Source organism: Sphingobium sp. WTD-1 (genome assembly GCF_030128825.1).
Lineage (GTDB): Bacteria > Pseudomonadota > Alphaproteobacteria > Sphingomonadales > Sphingomonadaceae > Sphingobium.
In genome coordinates, this window is the sequence record NZ_CP119127.1 from 3,933,214 (window position 1) to 3,950,846 (window position 17,633).

Here is a 17,633-nt window from a genome sequence, read left to right on the forward strand (position 1 = left end):
ACGGCTTTCTGGCTTCTCCATAAATAATCGAAAGCATAATATGGAGGATTCCAGAATGGCCTTATTCAAAGGTAAGAACTTAAAGTTATTCATTGCAAATGTAGCATCGCCAGAGGATGACGCTGATTATGTGATGGTCGGAACTGAAAACGAAATCACAATCGGCATTAAGTCAGACGTGGAAAGCTACAACACAAAATCATATGACGTTGTAAAGGATGCAGGCCCACGTCAGGTCACAATCAAAGGGACTGCTGAAACAGTCGTTGAGAACGATCCTGGCCACAATGCCTTGCTCGCTGCCGATGGTGAAACTGTGCGCTTCCAAGTCCGTGACGTTAGCGGACGTGCGAAGGAGAATATCTCAGCAGGCAACGACCCGCTCGATAAAATCTACATCGAAGGCGCATTCCTCGTCTCAGAAACTGAGGAAAAAGCATCCGCGACAGGCTTGGTTGAATTTACCTTCACCCTCGAAAGCTCAGGCACTTACGAACGCAATTTGCCAGCAAGAGCATACGAACCGGGCGCATAAGCTAAATACGTGAGCAGAGGGCGGCACTGGATTCCTCCTTGTCGCCCTCCAATAACAATAAGGATGCTCACGTATGAATTTTAAAGACCGTATTGGCGCAGCCACATTCTCATTGAGAGATAAAGAGAGTGGCAAAACCTACACGATGAAACTGCAAGCGAACTTCATCAATCTCAAGAAGTTTGAAGCCGCGACAGGCACCGACAATCCTCTCTACTATGCAGCAATCAACGCAAATCAGATGACTGCACCAGTGGAAATTCTATTCAATTTCATGATCGACTTTTATGATGCGGAACAGCCATCCAAGTCTCTCAAGGACCAGATGGACCGCGACAATATCATGGGTTGGCTCAAAGGCGCTGATGATCTCAATGAAGAAGCGCTGAAAGAACTCCAAAATGCCATCTGCACCATAATGGGCGTTGAGTATGAAAAGCTACTCGCTGAGGCTGAGAAGAAATCTAAAAAAAAGGCGGACGACGAAGCAGCTTAACGTCAGGCAGTGACATTGCCTACACGACGCTGATTGAACTTGGCATCCAGCCCAGTGAAATCTGGGACATGACTATCGTTGAATACCTGATGATCGTTCTCCGCAAATCAGAACTCATGGAAGACGCAGAGAATGAGAGATTGGGTATTACCGACTTTGGCGATGATTTAGCCGCCCTAGATGCCGCCTTTGCTAAAGCTGAGGCAGATGCCGCGAAAGCCGCATCGAAATAGCGCTTCCATAAATAAGAGAAAAAGGAGCGCGCTTATAGGTGGCAGAAGACAGGTTAGAGTTTAATTTGGATGGTGATGCCTCAGGTGCCATCCGACAGCTAAATCAATTCATATCAGCAGCGGAAGGAGCCGAAAGACGGGCTTCCACTGCTTCCAACACAATCCGCAATGCGCTCGGCTCGATCAACAATGTTAGGGTCAGAGCCGCATTCCTTGGCAATCTGCCTACTGAATCTCAGCAGGCGACCACGGCGCTCAACGGCACCCGTCAGGCGCTCCAATCCATCACTGGCATTAGGCCGCAGTCTGACCCGCTAGGCTCACTTCCAGAGGATGCCCGCGAAGCACAGGCGGAATTAGCCCGCCTTCGTCGTGAACTTGAGCAGATTAGAAGCCAGCGCATTGGCAATCCGCTCGGCGATATAAACCCAGCACCAGTTAACCGCGCTAGTGGCGCATTAGGCACTCTCCGCACCAATGCCGTGGATGCTGCTGCCAGCATGAACCCGCTTGGCGGGTCTATCATGTCCCTTGGCTCAGGTGCCGTTGCGGGCGCTACTCTTGCTGTTGGCGCGGCCATTGTTGGTGTTGGTGCTGCTGCACTCAGCGCTGGCGCAAAGGTCGAATCCTACAAGGCCAGCCTAACCACTGTTGTTGGTGATGCTGATCGCGCTGGCGTGGCGTTTCAGGCGCTTGCCCGCTTTGCGCAGGACACTCCGTTTTCCTTGGACCAAGCCATTGAGGGCTTCGTCAAGCTGAAGGCGCTGGGCCTAACCCGTCTTATTCACCGACGGGGGCCTGAAGGGTTGGCGGGAGTGGCATAAGCCTCTGATCTGAATTAGGAACTGGGTGTCTACGCCGGCCCTGCTGCAGGGCAGAAAATGCCACAGGCCACACCCGCCATGAAAGACGATATCGCAACTTCATTCCGATTCCCAGCGGTCGGCGGGAAGAAGATCACAGCCGCGTTTGACGGTGGCCGACTGACCTCGGACGGCGGCGTTCTGCTGCTTGCGCAGGCCGAGCGCGCGATGGGGCTCTGCCGGCGGCTTGCGGGTTGCATTGCCGATCCGCGTGACCCGACGCGGGTGATCCATCGCCTCGATGACATCCTACGTGCCCGGGTGTTCGCGATCGCGTGCGGCTATGAAGATGCCGATGATCTCGACGCCCTGCGCGACGATCCGGGCTTCCGCCTGGCGCTGGGCAAGTTGCCGGGATCGGGCGCGGGGCTTGCCAGCCAACCGACGATGAGCCGCTGGGAGAATGCTCCGACCACGCGTGAGCTGGCCAGGATGATGGCCGAGATGATCGGCGTCTACTGCGCCAGCTATCCGGCTCCACCAGTGGCGGTGACGCTGGACATCGATGACACCTGCGATGTCGTGCACGGCTATCAGCAGTTGTCCTTCTGGAACGGGCATCACGGTGAGCGCTGCTTCCTGCCGATCCATGTGTACGACACCGCGACCGGTCGTCCGGTCGCGATGCTGCTGCGCACCGGTAAGACGCCGTCAGGCGCCGAAGCTGCCGGCCACATCCGGCGCCTGGTGCGTCATATCCGCCGGTACTGGCCAGAAACGCACATCACCTTCCGCGGCGACGGGCATTATGGCCGCCCCGAAGTCATGGCCTTCTGCGAGGCCCACCGCGTCGATTACGTGTTCGGCTTGCCGACCAATGCCGCGCTACGTGCTGATCCGGTCATCGTTGCCATCGCAGACGCCTGCGCGGTCAAGCGGGCCACGGCCCAGTATCCGGTCCTGCGCAACTATGCCGAGACGCACTACGGCGCAAAGAGCTGGAACTGCCAGCGCCGCGTCGTCGCCCGGATCGAGGCCAGCACGCTGGGCATGGATATCCGCTACGTCGTCACCTCGCTGACCGAAGGCTCGGCCGAGCATATCTACGACACGCTTTACTGCGCGCGCGGCCAAGCCGAAAACCTGATCAAGCGCCACAAGGCTCAACTCGCCAGCGATCGCACCTCGTGCCGCTCAGCCAATGCCAATCAAATGCGCCTCATCCTACACACCGCCGCCTACTGGCTGTTGTGGCGCGTCCAGCAGGCGATCCCCAAGACCACCGCGCTGGCCACGGCCGAGTTCGCAACGCTACGCTTGCGGCTGCTCAAGGTGGCTGCCCGCGTCATCGAAACCTCCTCGCGTATCCGTCTCGCCTTCGCGTCAGCCTGCCCGGAGGCCGACGTGTTCAAAGCAATCGCCACCAGTCTCCGGCCAGCACCGACATAGCCAGTGCGGCAGTGCCGCCGAAAGCCCGAGCCCTCGTCCATCAACCTCGAAAAGCCCTTTGCTCCTGCTGCGGTGAAAAACGCCGGCGCTGGCGCTCGCCCAGATCACGCGGCAACCGACCCACCAAACCCGAAATACCCCAGTGCAGCGGGCTCATGAATAAGCCGGGCTAACTCCATCTGAGGCTGCTCTCACCAGCTACGGCAACACCGCCGCAGCCATGGGCAAAGACCTCAATCAGATGATCGAGGCTGTCGCTGACGCATCCACGGGCGAGTTTGAACGCCTCAAGGAATTCGGCATCAAATCCAAGCAGGAAGGTGACAAGGTAAAGTTCACTTTCCAAGGCGTCACCACTGAGGTTTCCAAGAACGCCGCTGACATTGAAAAATACCTACAGGGCATTGGTAACAACCAGTTCGCGGGCGCAATGGAGCGCCAGACGGCGACATTGGCAGGCGCATGGGCTGGCTTAACTGACCAGATTTTCCTCGCGTTCGCTGCCATAGGCGAAGGTGATTTCAGCAAGTCTATTGCTGATATCGTCAATGGGCTGACCACTGGCTTGGCGTCCGCAACGCCTATGTTGCAGGGCATTGGCTCCGTTTTCGGCGGCATCGTTGATATCGCCTCTGAGCTTGTCTCAGGCATCATCAGTGTGTTCGATGCATTCAGCGGTGGCGATGAAAGCCTCACGCTGCTTCAAACCCTAAGCCTGACATTCAATCTCGTCGGTGAAGCCGCATCAGTCGTAGCCACATTGATTGGCGAGTATTTCGGCGCACTTAGTTCCGTCATCAGCACGGTAGTTAGCACCGTTCAAAGCCTCTTTGGTGGTTTGTGGGATTGGCTCGGCCTGTCGAGCATCCAGTCCACGCAATCTATGGGACAGGCTTTCATGGGTATCTTGCGAGCCGTCAGGGTTGTCGCATTAGATATTCCCAAGCTGTTCAGGGCGGCTTTCGCGTCCGTTACAGGCATATTCCAAGAGATTGGTGGCCGTATTGCGTCATTCCTCAGCGGCAATTTCACCGCGTTCGACGGCGTGGGTGCTGCACTGCAAAGGCAGATGGGCATTGCCAGCAGCGCGATCAAAGAGACGGCGGCAGAAGCAGCGAAGGTCTATAGCGATGCCCGCGCCAATCAGGCGGCGTTGGATCGCATGTCAGGCCGCAACAAGGGCAAGACTGCCAGCCTAGATAGCGTCGGCGCGACACCGACACCGACAACCAAAGATACCCCTGCCAGCGATGCAGCATCCAAGAAGCAGAAGGCAGCGGATGACGCAGCCAAGAAGGCGAAGAAGGAAGCCGAAGAGGCAGCGAAAAAATACAACGACACCATCCGCGCGCTGAACGACAGCATATTGCAGTTGAGCGAAACGGAGGAAGAGAAGGCAGTCAGGGACGCATTGGTCCGTGCTGGCCTCCCACGCGACATATCCTTGACCAACGAAAAGGCCGCAGCCGTGGTCAAGCTGGTGAAAGCCCTGCAGGGTGGCCAGCAATCGAAGGGAATGCGCGACGAACTCACGGCGCTTGAGCAGAAATACAACGACATGCGCCTCAGCGAAGAGGACTTGTATGTCGCAGAGGCTCGCCGCCGTGCTGGCATCAAAGACGGGCAAAACCTCACTACTAGTGAGATTAAGGCGTTCGATGACAAGACCCGCGCCATCTACCGTCAGATTGAAGCCCTCAAGGCAGTCGACAAACTCAAGCAGTTGGACAAGTCGATTGGGCAGGAGGAGCAAGATACAAAGCTACAGCTTCTTGAACAGGTAAATCCAAATCAGGCTCAGCAGCAACGCGACGTTGCACAGATTCAGCAACGCGCTCAGGCATTGCGTGATGAAGCAAAAGCATCTGGCGCTTCAAATGAGGAAATCCAAAAGCGCATTGAACGTATCAATGCCTTGGAGCAATCCCAGCTTGAGAATGTCAGCATCACGGCCCAGCTTGAACAGGCTGACCAGTTGCAGGGCGTCCTATCGAACATATGGGAAGACCCGCAACGTGCGATGCAGGACTTCTTCCAGAGCTTCCTACAGAACATAGCTAAAGCCATCATCCAGTCCGTCATATTGGGCGATAAGATGAACTCGCTTGGCGGCAGCGGCGGCATAGGCGGCTTGCTCACTGGCGCGATTACAGGCGCACTTGGCTTTGGTGGTTTCCGCGCTGGCGGTGGCTCAGTCAACGGCGGCACAGCCTATATGGTTGGTGAGCGTGGGCGCGAGTTATTCGTGCCGAACTCTGCTGGCAGGATCGTCAACAGCCGCGATTTGGGCGCGATGGGCGGCAGCAGCGTGTCAGTCGGCGGCACCTCAATAAATATCTACGGCACGGCAAACGACAATAGCGTCCAGCAGATGAAGTCGCAGTTGGATGCCTACAAGCGTGACATTCGCAATGAGATCAGAACGGAATTGAGCAGGAGCAAGCGTATTGGATGACAGCATTACCACAACAAGGATATTTGATAGTTCCGATTGATTGGCAAGGTTCAGTTAAAAAGATCAGCATGGAAACGGGTGCGCTCAAAATGAGTGGCACCGTTGGTATCAGGCCATGGACTGAATCAGCTAACCTCACTTGGATTTTGCCAAAAGCTGATGCCTTGGCTTTGCTCAATGAACTGAAAGCAGGCTTCTTCAATGCAGTGTATCAATACACCTGCAACATTAGGGGCGAAATCAATCTGCGCCCTACGGAAAGCTATGCCATCCAAGAGCGTGAAGATGGCAGGAACCTCATCACATTCAGCATGGGATTTGATGTCGTATAAAATAAATAGCTGACAAAAAATGCTGCTCGCGGATCACAACTCCCAGCAGCACTAACAGAAGGAACCTGTCAGCTATGACTATTTATGTCACGAAATTATACAAGTCCGAGTATCAAGCTCTTAACAACGCCAAAGGCAGATGCCATCGCACGAACCATCCTCAATACCAAGACTACGGTGCCAGAGGAATTTCTGTTTGCGATGAATGGCGCGGCAAAAACGGCTTTGCGAACTTCCTTGATAGCATTGGGCCTAAACCATCCCCTGATCTCACTTTAGAGCGCATCGACAACGATAAAGGCTATGAGCCAGACAATGTAAGATGGGCTACAAAGTCAGAACAGCGTCGCAATCAACGCAAAAGACGCCCCATATCAAACCAGACGAGAGACAGACTAAGAAGTGCCCTCACTGGCAGACCTTCCCCCTTGAGAGGCAGAAAACAAAGTCCTGAATTAATTGCGAAGAGGTTTGCGAGCCGCAGAAGGGCGTGATGTAGCTTTCTCATAAATACAGTATGAGTAATCTACATAAATCGACCTTCAACCAGCTTGTCGAGTTTCTGGAAATCGACCTCACGGCCTTTGGCGATCAGCCATATTATTTCTGCAACAGCAGCACCTATGCGGGGGCAACGCCTGTTCAGGGCTTAGTCGCTTGGGACAATAGGCAATGGGTTCCAGTGCCGTTCGTATCGTCAGGCTGGCAGGATGGTGGTGAAAATCTCGTCCGTCCGTCGATCAGCATCCCAGACGTAAACGGCCAGCTTTACGTGACGCTGCGCCAATATGAATTTGCCACAGGGGCGCCAGTGACCCGCTATCAGGCGCTCTATCAGGACGTTGTTTCAGGCAATCCATATGCGGCGTTCAGCGAGGCGCGCTATCTGCTCAACTCAGCATCAGGCAATGGCAGACAGCTTGATATCGAACTGGCGACGCACGTTGATTTCCAAATCGCCAAAATCCCCAGCTTCAAGATGACCCGCGAGCATTACCCAGGATTAGGATCGCAGTTGCTTCGCTAAATATGTGATGAAGCACCTCATCACAGACGCGCAATGGGCCGCGATCAGGCCCGTTTTCCTCAAAGCATATCCGCGTGAAGCAGTCGTTGCCATTTGGGATGACGGCACATGGGAAGAGATAGCCAACATCGCGGACGGCGTTGATGGCGCATTTGAGTTCAAGCTGTCGCATGAGGATCAAGCCAGACTGCTCAAGCGCAGGCCGCGGCTGTTTCTGCATAGCCATCCCAACGGCAACCCAGAGCCTAGCGACAGGGACACAGAGAGCCAGATTGCTACCGGCTGGAATTGGGGAATTGTCGCAGTGCGCGGCAATCCTGATACTCGCCCTGTCAGCGTCTATGACGCGGCGTTCCCTGAGATATGGGGACCAGATGCCCCACAGGGCGCATTGCTTGGCAGATCGTTTCTTTGGGGCGTTCGCGACTGCTGGACGCTTTGCATGGACTGGTATGCAGCGCACGGCATCAAGCTAGATCCCATTCCGCGAGTGAGGCAACCGGGCGCACACCATCATCATGCGCGTGGGCAAGATCCGTTTGCATATTGGCCACCGCATTTGGGCTTCAAGCGGATCGAACGCCATGAGCGCCGATATGGCGACTTAGCCCTGATGCACTGGCGCAGCGCAACGGCGAACCACTGCGCCATCTATCTGGGTGAAGCCACATACCTGCATCAGCCAAACATGAAGCTGAGCGAGCAATGGATAATGAACAATGAGGAATCGCTGCTGTCACGTTGGGCAGTCAGCTTCTGGAGACATAAGGAGAGACTGATGGATGCTAGTTAAGGTTCATCTACACGGCGTATTCAAGGACAAGATGCCTGACGGGCATAAGCGAGCAAAGACATTCTACGTCAATCGCATCAAAGACGTTTTCGACTTCCTAGAGCAATATTACCCAATCAAGCAGCAATTGGATATCACGCCAGCCATGGTGTGTGTCGGCCCTACGCTGGCCAAAGCGACCAGCCTCAGCCGCGATCAGCTTCATGGATGGAAAGTCCGCGACGGCGCAGTGATCCATATCGCGCCATTCATCAGCGGCCATGAAATCACCACTGCCATGCTCGTCACGGCTCTCGTCACGACTGCCGTTAGTGTCGGCATCAGCCTGCTTATGAGCCTGCTGTTTCCACCAACCCAGACCAAGAACGATAAGCGTAAATCCGCGCTCTACGAAAACGGCCTCAATACCAATGAGGAAGGCGTGGTGCTGCCATATGTGGCGGGCGACAGCGTTCTTTGCGGCTTCAACGTCATTGAGACGAGCGTTGATATAACCAACTCAGGCGGTGCCAACACCAGCGGCAGCGCCTTAGCCGCGCTCATCGAGCAGAAGACCGGCAGCACATATCTGGACGTGTCAGGCAAAGGCGATGCCAGCGGCACATCAGTCTATGATCCCGGCGAAGGCGGATATATCGCTGAGGTTGTGCAGGGTGAAAAAGGCGGCGGCAAGACCATCGCCAACACCACGTTTTCAGATGCCACATTGCGGGTTCTTGCGGCCTACGGCGCTGGCGAAACAGGCGGCATCGTTGGGTCTACATGGGAGGATAAAGAGAAGAATATCCTCATCAACGAAGTGCCGTTGCGTGATCGCGGCACAGGGGCGCGAAACTACAAGGGCGTTAGCTGGACGGAACGCCGTGGCATCGAGGGTCAGACCGCATCACCGATAACACCGGGCGTCACCAACGTCTTTGATGCTGCCGTTGAACTGCGAAAGCTCAATACCGCCGGCACACAGATTTATATCACCAACACTGTCACAGACAGCCAAGTGGACAGCGCAAAGCTGCGCATCCGCTACAATGCGCTTCTCTACACCAGCAAAAAGGGAAGCCAGAAAACCACGGACTGCACCGTCGGCGCTGAGGTGAAGCTGGCCAATGACACAGTTTGGCAGCCAGCAGGCACATGGAGGATTCAGGAAAAGAGCAGCGATCCTATCGACCGCCAATTCGCCATCTATGCGCCAGCGGGTGCGAAAGATGATGCCTTGCCTTGGATGTTCCGCGTTTTCCGCGTCACTGAAGACAGCCAGGACGATAGGCTACAGAACGACACGGCTTTCCGTGGATGGGAAGAAGTCAGGAATATCGAACTTGCCTATGACGGCAGCGGCGGTGAGGTTCCAACAGCGCTGTTTGGCGCAGCGATCGACCTCGCGCAGTTCGACGCGAATTCATGGCCTGAGATTGCGCTGATATGCGCTGGGCAGAAAGTCCGCGTCCCAGACAATTACGATCCAGTCACCCGCACATATAGCGGCGTTTGGAACGGCGCGTGGAAATATGGCGTTACCAGCAATCCAGTCTGGCATTGGTATGAGTTGGCCACGAATGCCGCAATTGCCTGCGGTGTCCCTGAGAGTTTTTTCAATCCGTTCTCGCTCTACCAGTGCGCCCAATATTGCGACCAGACAGTCAATGGCCGCCCGCGCTTTTCGCTCAACAAGCAGTTCGTGGACGAGCAGGAAGGATGGCAGGCGCTCAGGGAATTGGCGCAGTCATTCCGCGCCGTGCCATATTTTGCAGGCTCTCAAATCATATTGGCGCAGGACCGTCCACAGACTGCCGTGGACCATTTCGTCAACAACGCCGTCATCAAGGATGGCCTGTTCCGCTATAAAAGCACCAAGACCCAAGAGCGCATCAACGAGACGTTCGTTGAGTATGACAACATGGACGACTACGGCAGGAAGGCGCTTGTCGTGTATCGCGATGACGCGGCCATTGCCCGCAATCGCACCCTGAACCTGTCGAACAACGGCATCGTCTCCAACAGGGTCTACAAGATCGGCTGCACCAACAAGCAGGAAGCATATGACTATGCGCGCCTGCTGACATTCATCAGCCAGCGAGAGCATGAGACGGTCGAATTCGATACGATGCTGGCCGCCGCTGCATATGTGCCGGGCCAACTGATCGAAATCCACGACTGGAACCTGTCAGGCTTAGCGCCAACAGGTCGCGTTGAACTGGTCACGCCGACCTATGCGCGGATGGACAACGCCATCACCTTGAAAGCGAACACCAGTTACGAGGCGCGCATTTACGTGGGCGACAATGGCATGAGCGTTCGCCCTGTTGCCATCCAAACCGCTGACACGCTGACCGCTGATATTCCGTTCGACACGACCGACCTTGAAGCTGGAACGCCAATCAGCATCATTGAGACGACAGCCACAGGCATCAAGCCAAGAGTGTTCCGCATCATCGACATTAAAGAAAGCGGCATGGCTTCCTACACAGTCACCGCCCAGCTTCATATCGAAGGCAAATATGCTTGGCTTGATAGCAATGTGCCTGTCCCAGATATTCCATGGTCACAGATTCCGCTCAATATTCCGCAACCAACTGGATTGAAAGCGAGCAACAATAGCTGGGTTGATGATCTAACAGGCGTCCACCATGAGATTAACCTGTCATGGGACGCAGTGAATGTCCTTCCTGTAGGCGAGAACCTTGGGCAGCAAATTCCGATCAATGGCTATGTCGTTGAAGTGATGCGACCAAACACCAGCGTTTGGGAACGTATCTACAATGGCAACAGCACATTCTGCACCATGCAAGATGCACAGCCAGGAACATACACGTTCAGCGTCAGAGCAATAAATATCCTGAATAGGTCAGGAGAGGCCGCATTGCTCAAACATGATTTCACATATGGCGAAGGCCAAGAAGGGCAAGTGCTTCCTCCCGTTTTCGTGGGGTTCGATTAAGGAGTGGCAACAGTAGAGTTTACAGGACATGACCTGACGGTCAGATTTGAGGAAAACCCACAGAATGGACGAGAATTTCGCTACCGCGTCAGATACGAATGTGCGGCTGACACGGTTGTCCATTTCGTGGATGCAGAGAACGCGGCCCAATATACCAAGCCTGACGGGATGCGCGGCTATAAGGACGTTCTCACCTTTGAAGAGAACCTAAAGGCTGGGCTTACTCGCTCGCCCAAGGTGTTTCTTTCCACCCAAGACGGCGCAGGCAACTGGTCCGCTGAGTTGGAAATCGACGCCTTGAACCCTGCGCCAGACGTGCCGCCTATGACGTGGTTCAACGGCTATGACATGGTGCGCTTCAATTTCCTCAAGCCTGATGACACGGATTGGGCTGGCTTTTGTGTATGGGCAGATACGCAATCGCCAGTCCGCAAGGATCAGATTACGTCCAAATATCTCGGCCCTAACAATGAGGTGTCGCTGAGCCTGCTGCCTGACACAGACTATTTCATAACCTATGCCGCATATGATGCTTTTGGCACTGATCTTCTCAACGAAGCTACGGTGCAGCTTCATACCCTGAGCGAAGAAAGCATATTGCTGCCGACCTTGAGCGAGCAGTTGGAGCATCTTTCCGCGCTACAGGTGAAAAGCAGCACGGCCTTTCTCAAGGTGGCCAGCGCATATTCAAACAACAACCATCGCGCCATTGAGGAACTGAAAACCTCAATCGAGGATGGGACGCTGGTATCATCCAAAATCCTCATTCTGGAAACTCGCGTCGATGATGCTGAGAGCATCCTTCAGCTTGAGCAGGAAACACGGGCAAATGCCGACGATGCGATAAGCCAGCAGGTGCTTTTGATGGGCGCTCGCGTGGGTGATGCAGAGACGGCAATCTCACAGGAGTTGATTGCCAGAGCCAACGCGGACGAGGCGTTGACTGAAATGAATACCCAGCTTGCCAGCCGCATTGACGACAACGAGGCACAGTTCAATGACAAGATACAGAACCTTGTCGATGCTGATGGCGCATTGTCCCAGCGCATCACCGATCAGTCAGCCGTCTGGAACAGCGATATAGACGGCAAAATCACCGCCGCGTCGCAGAGCATCACGACAGCATATGCAGATGCAGACGGCGCGCTGTCTGAGCGTATCGACAGCCTATCAGCGCAAATGGGCGATGATGGTTGGATGGCCGCAATTGAGGAAGTTAGCCGCACTATAGCTGATGGCGACGGCGCGCTAGGCGAGCGAATAGACCAGATTACGGCTGGCTATGATGACCAGTTCGTTTCCATCCAGCAGAGCATGTCCGCACAGGGCAGCACAGTGGACGGATTAAGCGCCCAATATACCCTTCGCATCAACAATGCTGGCCGTGTGTCAGGCTTTGGCTTGGCAAGCGATCCTAATGGCAACAGCGAGATGGCCTTCTTGGCTGACCGTTTCCTTATCGCTCATGCGGGCGGCGCGGAATACCCATTTGAGGTGGTAGCTGGGCAAGTCAGGATCAAAGAAGCTGTCATTGAGAGAGCGACCATCAAAGGCGCGCAGATTGATGATTTGTCCGTCAACACCCTGAAAATCGCAGGCGGTGCTATCACGGCAAACCAAGTCGCCACAGCGGCGGATGCCTATGTGCTGGCCAACGGATCAGCCGATTTCATCACCACAGGATTTATGACCATAGGCGATGGCGTCTTTGGCTCAGGCACAATCGACGTGTCGTTCACCATCGACGCGACCCTGCAATATGACGCCTCATGCCAAGTGCTGCTCTACACTGACATAGGCAGCGGCTGGGTGCTGAATAAGCAAATCACCTTGGGTATCTCGACCGACAACGGAAATACCTACAGCCGCTATTTTGGTCAGGTCAGCACTGTAGTTGATGGCCCTCAGGTTCGCGTCTTGGCTCGTTGCGTCTCAGGGGCATTTACGCCGCGTTCCGTGGCCAGAAACTTCTATGTGAGGGATATCGTAATGACATTGAACGGAGCCAAGAGATAATGGCGACAGCATATTTTAATGAAGCGGGATCGCTTATCTGCCTGATCGACGGCGAATGTCAGGCGCCAGAGGATGCAGCACATTCAGCCAATGTGGCTGACGGCACGAACCCCAACGACATATATTTCGATGCCGCTGAAATGACGGTCAATCTGAAAGCTGAATTGCCAATCTCAGTGGCGTTCAACCATGTCGGGAATATCCCGTCTGGTGCGACCATCATGTTTGGCGACAATCATATCACCGTTGATGATGGCACATTGGAGTTTGATGCGGACGTATTTGAGACGGTCCTTATCTACGTGGATCATCCACGACATAAAGCAGCATATTTTGAGGTTCCAACAGGACCATTGGAGGGGGAATGAAGGTAAACATCAAGAAGGGATTTTCAGAAGCGAGACGCGCAGCATATCCTTCAATCGAAGAGCAATTAGATACTCTCTATCATGGCGGCTACGATGCTTGGAAAGCGTCGATTGACGAGGTGAAGAACCGCATACCTAAACAGCAAAAATAAATACTCCTGTATAAACAGGAGAAAACCACCGCATGGCTTGGTATAAGATTGGGACGATTAATCTAACAAATGGCTCAGACATTGTAACAGGGAACGGAACCAACTTCCCTAACAGCATCAGAAAGGGTGACGCCCTTCAAATCGGAAATTCGCTGTATGAGTTAGATGGCGTGGTCAATTCCACGCAAATGAAGCTGACCAAGCCATATGCAGGTTCGACCTCTTCCAACACCTCATATGCGATTATCCCGACGCAGACCAATGTGCAGGACTTGAACAGCAACGTCCTCGATCTCATCGACATAGCCAGCGACATAATCGAAAACGGCGTTGAAGGTGGCGATAGCGCCTATGAAACAGCCGTCAAAAACGGATTTGTTGGCACCCAAGCGGAATGGCTGGAAAGCCTCAAAGGCACAGACGGGCGCGACGGTTCACAGGTTGGCTTGGGCGCGATCGTCAACTTGAACGAGTATAGCGGCCAGCCAGCAGGCGGCAGCGGCATCAGCGTCATTGTTCCAGTCGCAGCAGGCGACCCGCCAATGAACCTGACGCAATCCGCTCAGGTTATCATTCCTAGCGGCACACCAGACGCGGGCATTGCGATTTGGGCGAAGACCACCACATCAGGCATTGCCGTGGTTTTGGGCCTCGTAAATGCCCCTGAGCCACAGCCAGGCGGTAGTGACGAAGAACTGGATTTGTCAGGGTCAGGCACAGTTTACGGCGATCCCGGCACTATTTTCCCATTGGGCATCTATCTCGCAGGCAGCACCGCGAATTTCTCGCTTACCGTGCCGTCAGGTTTTCCCCTTGCCATTGAGCGCCGCAACGAAATTACAGTGCCGGTTGCCAGCCAGTGGACAATCTCAAGCGCTGGTTCGCCATGGCCAGTCAGCGGAGATGCCGTTGGATCGTCCAACGTCATCTACAAGCGCGTCTACTCAGGTTCAGGCGGCGCGTCGTCTGATAACAGCAGCATGGTTGGCGGGCGTCTGCGCCTCATGAGGCATATCCATCTTATCACTGATCCGCTGGCATTGTCGTTCAAGCAGACCACGAACGACGGCACTACGCAGACCCCAGCCAGCATCAGACTGACGTTCTCAGGCATCGTGAATGAGGAGTATCCGATCCTAGCGACCCTGTATGATTACATGGTTGGCGAATTCACATTGCGCCGTCACTGGTCAGGCAGTGCGACCCTTGCCGTGACAGTTGGCCGTGGCAGCTCGTCCACGCAGGTTGTCAGCGATGACGATCCTGCTTTTGCGGCTGGATCGCTCAAAACATGGTCAGTCGAATTCATCGACAATGTGGGCGGCGCTGGTGGCTCGATCCGCTTTTATGCTGATGGCGTCCAGATAGGCGCAGACAAGCCATGCGAAGTGAAGTTGCGCATAACCCCAGCCATGGCGCTGGAGTGCAATTCCTCAGGCAACAATACCTCAGACAGCGTGAACAACCTCGACGTTGCATATATCAGCGTTGGCTTTGGTAAGCCTGTGGTCGAAAGCACCTACGAAACTGCCACGAGCGGCGCGATCACTGCGGCCGATTTGGAAATGCTCTGCGTCGATGCTCGCAGCTTCTCAACGGCACAGGCACCCGTCACCGTCAGCTATCAAGCGGCGGGACAAAACGCATTCAATATGGAAGTCGTCGTTGGCGAAATGACATTGCCTGCTGGCCGCGCATACAAGGCCGTCCTTGAAGATTGGTCCAGCGGCGAAGGCGTTGCCCATCCAAATGAGTTGGTGATGACCAAACCAGCGGCGCAAAACTGCCGCTTTGAGGATGCTGACCTATACAGCGCACAAGCGCCGTGGACTGAGGTTCTACCAAAGGGAGCCGTGCCAAACATCAATGGCATAAACTACTATTGCGAAGGCATCCGCATGGGAACCTATGTGCAGTTCCAATTCGGCTATGATTGGGACACCACCCAAATGCCTGCAAATCCGTTTGGCGATCCGCAAGGCAAAGACAGCTACATGGTGCCGCATAAATGGCTGATCTACGACAACGCAGGCACATTGCTTGGCCGCGTTGAGCAGCCAAATGGCCAGCCTTTGAACACCACAGCTACAGGCGTTTCTTGGAGCGGGTCACTTGATGGTCGCGGCAATCCAATGGTGACTGCGGCTAACAAATGGTATCCGAAAGGAACGGTCCGCTCAGGCGTTATCTGGCGCTCACACGCAGAGCCGCCAGCTTATACCCAGCAGGAGATTTGGAGCCGCGTTCCTACCTATGACATTGCCGTGCCATTTGCTTCTCAGGGCGGTGCATCAGTCAACGGCGGCGACTTGCGCGCAGGGACAGGCGAACAGCTAAACGGCTTTGCGAACTATCGCTGGATGCCTTGGGAGAGCAGCACCTACAACGACCTCGTTACGGCTGGCACCAACACACTCAATCCGTGGAAATATGGCTCTGACCAAAACGGCATGGTTCCCAACGCCAATACATGGCTGAAATATACCCCGTTCAATCAGATGGGCCGTTCACCAATTACAGGTCCGGGCGGTGTCCGTGATGATCGTCAGATTATGCCTGAGCCTGTTGCTCGCTATGCGCGCGACGTGACCTCAAAGCGTCTCCACGATAACAGAGACATGAAGCAAATCGCTTTGGATTATCTGACTGGCTATGCGTCTGATCCATTCCACTGCTTTGAAAATGGACGCCTGACGCCGCTCTACAAGGGCGATGCGCGCCGCAATATCACGTTGCGAAATCACTATTATGGCGGTGGCGAGAGCGGCACTCCAGCAGAGCAAGCCTATTACATTCAGGGCGGTCGCCCATATGAGTTCGTCACGGCGAACAATCCGCTGCGCGTCCAAGTGCCATATGGTGGCGTTGCTTCCGACAAGCCATATTTTGGCACCAACCAGATTGACCAAGACCACGCCCACCAATTCCCACATTGGGGATCGCTCATGTGGCAATCGCCTGAGTTTGCGATGCTGGGCCACAAGTTTGGCGATCAGGCGCGTCTCTATCTGAATTGGATTTTGAACAACGGCTGGGGTGAAGCTGGCGAGTTCGCATCACGCGGCGCTGCATGGAAATATATGCACGCGGCAATCGCATGGAAAACCGCATCCAGCAATTCCAGCAGGCTCTATAGCCGCGCTGATATCCTTGATTGGGTCGTGTTCGACTTTGAGGGCTTTTACGACAATTTCTATGCCAGCGAAGTTGGATTCCTGAACCCGCCAACGAACATCAGCGGCGGCGGCAACAATGCCATGTTTGCAGGCGCTCAGCGCTTTGGTCCGTGCCTATGGAACGACGATTACGGCGTTTGGCAGCATGACTTCATGATTGGCTATTGGACCAGTGCGCTCCATGCCGCTGAGAAGATCGGCTTCAACGATGCGCTCAGAGCGGCATCTGACAAGGCCGAAGCTGTCGTGAACTGGCTCATCACCATGCATCAAAAGCGCGCCACTGGCAGGCTCAATGGCGGCATGAACATCAATTCCTATGAGATTGATTACACCGTGCCGCTTTGGACGCCTGCAATGATATCGTCGGCTGGTGGCGTAGCTGCAAACCTGCCTCAGACTTATTCCGCTATCGCAACGGCCCAAGGTTCAAATGCGGCCTTTAGTTGGGATAGCTGGAACAACAATGGCTCTGCCAGTTCGCGTGATGGTCAGGCGATGGACCAGCTTTTGGCAGCACCGTCATTGCTCCGCGACATGGGCAGAACGGACAGCGCCTTGGTTCAAGCTGAGACGAATGCGCTCGCATATCGCCAAAGCAAGATCACCAGCGAAACCGCAAAGGGCGCTGCGACTGCTGGCAGCACATGGTTCCAATACCATCAAACAACCAACAATCCGCCATACAAGGCTAACTAAGGAGACTGCCTATAGTGCTACATTTGAGACATTATCCAGAGGAGCCAGATGGCGTTGTGGTCCTCCGCAAACTGCATATCATCAAGGATAAAGACCTTGACGGAAACCCTGTTGAGCGAACCGTCACTGATGCCCATTTTAAGATCGCCGTTGAGGGC

14 protein-coding genes are annotated in these 17,633 nt (G+C 54.6%); all 14 read left to right on the plus strand.

Annotated features, from left to right (window positions below; genetic code table 11):
* Positions 1–55 precede the first annotated feature (55 nt).
* The 14 genes from N6H05_RS19500 to N6H05_RS19565 all read left to right on the plus strand — a co-directional run bounded on the left by N6H05_RS19500 (position 56) and on the right by N6H05_RS19565 (position 17,475).
* Positions 56–535, plus strand: a complete 480-nt coding sequence (locus tag N6H05_RS19500) for a phage tail tube protein (protein WP_284111256.1) — start codon at positions 56–58, stop codon at positions 533–535.
* A gap of 73 nt (positions 536–608) precedes the next feature.
* The gene (locus tag N6H05_RS19505) at positions 609–1,031 is read left to right on the plus strand and encodes a hypothetical protein (protein WP_284111257.1); all 423 of its coding nucleotides are present in this window, start codon (positions 609–611) and stop codon (positions 1,029–1,031) included.
* 68 nt (positions 1,032–1,099) lie between these two features.
* A complete protein-coding gene (locus N6H05_RS19510) occupies positions 1,100–1,264 on the plus strand; it encodes a hypothetical protein (protein ID WP_284111258.1) in 165 nt (54 codons plus the stop codon).
* Between the two features lie 38 nt (positions 1,265–1,302).
* Positions 1,303–2,088 (plus strand): hypothetical protein, encoded by a 786-nt coding sequence (locus N6H05_RS19515; protein ID WP_284111259.1) that lies wholly within the window; start codon positions 1,303–1,305, stop codon positions 2,086–2,088.
* A 78-nt stretch (positions 2,089–2,166) separates the two neighbouring features.
* Complete coding sequence (locus N6H05_RS19520) at positions 2,167–3,516, plus strand: IS1380 family transposase (RefSeq protein ID WP_502958942.1); 1,350 nt, start codon at positions 2,167–2,169, stop codon at positions 3,514–3,516.
* 241 nt (positions 3,517–3,757) lie between these two features.
* Positions 3,758–5,971, plus strand: a complete 2,214-nt coding sequence (locus N6H05_RS19525) for a hypothetical protein (protein ID WP_284111260.1) — start codon at positions 3,758–3,760, stop codon at positions 5,969–5,971.
* A complete protein-coding gene (locus N6H05_RS19530; protein WP_284111261.1) occupies positions 5,968–6,303 on the plus strand; it encodes a hypothetical protein in 336 nt (111 codons plus the stop codon). The genes N6H05_RS19525 and N6H05_RS19530 overlap by 4 nt, the downstream gene beginning before the upstream one ends.
* A gap of 517 nt (positions 6,304–6,820) precedes the next feature.
* A complete protein-coding gene (locus N6H05_RS19535) occupies positions 6,821–7,330 on the plus strand; it encodes a phage minor tail protein L (RefSeq protein ID WP_284111262.1) in 510 nt (169 codons plus the stop codon).
* A gap of 7 nt (positions 7,331–7,337) precedes the next feature.
* Positions 7,338–8,123, plus strand: coding sequence for an NlpC/P60 family protein (locus N6H05_RS19540; protein ID WP_284111263.1), 786 nt, complete (start codon positions 7,338–7,340; stop codon positions 8,121–8,123).
* A complete protein-coding gene (gpJ, locus tag N6H05_RS19545; RefSeq protein WP_284111264.1) occupies positions 8,113–11,064 on the plus strand; it encodes a TipJ family phage tail tip protein in 2,952 nt (983 codons plus the stop codon). Before N6H05_RS19540 ends, gpJ begins: the two co-directional genes overlap by 11 nt.
* 3 nt (positions 11,065–11,067) lie before the next feature.
* Complete coding sequence (locus N6H05_RS19550; protein ID WP_284111266.1) at positions 11,068–13,080, plus strand: phage tail tip fiber protein; 2,013 nt, start codon at positions 11,068–11,070, stop codon at positions 13,078–13,080.
* A complete protein-coding gene (locus N6H05_RS19555) occupies positions 13,080–13,448 on the plus strand; it encodes a hypothetical protein (protein WP_284111267.1) in 369 nt (122 codons plus the stop codon). The genes N6H05_RS19550 and N6H05_RS19555 overlap by 1 nt, the downstream gene beginning before the upstream one ends.
* Positions 13,445–13,600, plus strand: coding sequence for a hypothetical protein (locus N6H05_RS19560; RefSeq protein ID WP_161626747.1), 156 nt, complete (start codon positions 13,445–13,447; stop codon positions 13,598–13,600). The genes N6H05_RS19555 and N6H05_RS19560 overlap by 4 nt, the downstream gene beginning before the upstream one ends.
* A gap of 32 nt (positions 13,601–13,632) precedes the next feature.
* On the plus strand, positions 13,633–17,475 hold the full coding sequence (locus N6H05_RS19565; RefSeq protein WP_284111268.1) for a hypothetical protein: 3,843 nt from the start codon (positions 13,633–13,635) through the stop codon (positions 17,473–17,475).
* Positions 17,476–17,633 lie beyond the last annotated feature (158 nt).

Coding starts and splice junctions, on each gene's coding strand:
- N6H05_RS19500 (WP_284111256.1), top strand. CDS start 56: ATGGCCTTATTCAAAGGTAAGAACTTAAAGTTATTCATTGCAAATGTA.
- N6H05_RS19505 (WP_284111257.1), top strand. CDS start 609: ATGAATTTTAAAGACCGTATTGGCGCAGCCACATTCTCATTGAGAGAT.
- N6H05_RS19510 (WP_284111258.1), top strand. CDS start 1,100: ATGACTATCGTTGAATACCTGATGATCGTTCTCCGCAAATCAGAACTC.
- N6H05_RS19520 (WP_502958942.1), top strand. CDS start 2,167: ATGAAAGACGATATCGCAACTTCATTCCGATTCCCAGCGGTCGGCGGG.
- N6H05_RS19525 (WP_284111260.1), top strand. CDS start 3,758: ATGATCGAGGCTGTCGCTGACGCATCCACGGGCGAGTTTGAACGCCTC.
- N6H05_RS19530 (WP_284111261.1), top strand. CDS start 5,968: ATGACAGCATTACCACAACAAGGATATTTGATAGTTCCGATTGATTGG.
- N6H05_RS19535 (WP_284111262.1), top strand. CDS start 6,821: ATGAGTAATCTACATAAATCGACCTTCAACCAGCTTGTCGAGTTTCTG.
- N6H05_RS19540 (WP_284111263.1), top strand. CDS start 7,338: ATGAAGCACCTCATCACAGACGCGCAATGGGCCGCGATCAGGCCCGTT.
- gpJ (WP_284111264.1), top strand. CDS start 8,113: ATGCTAGTTAAGGTTCATCTACACGGCGTATTCAAGGACAAGATGCCT.
- N6H05_RS19555 (WP_284111267.1), top strand. CDS start 13,080: ATGGCGACAGCATATTTTAATGAAGCGGGATCGCTTATCTGCCTGATC.
- N6H05_RS19560 (WP_161626747.1), top strand. CDS start 13,445: ATGAAGGTAAACATCAAGAAGGGATTTTCAGAAGCGAGACGCGCAGCA.
- N6H05_RS19565 (WP_284111268.1), top strand. CDS start 13,633: ATGGCTTGGTATAAGATTGGGACGATTAATCTAACAAATGGCTCAGAC.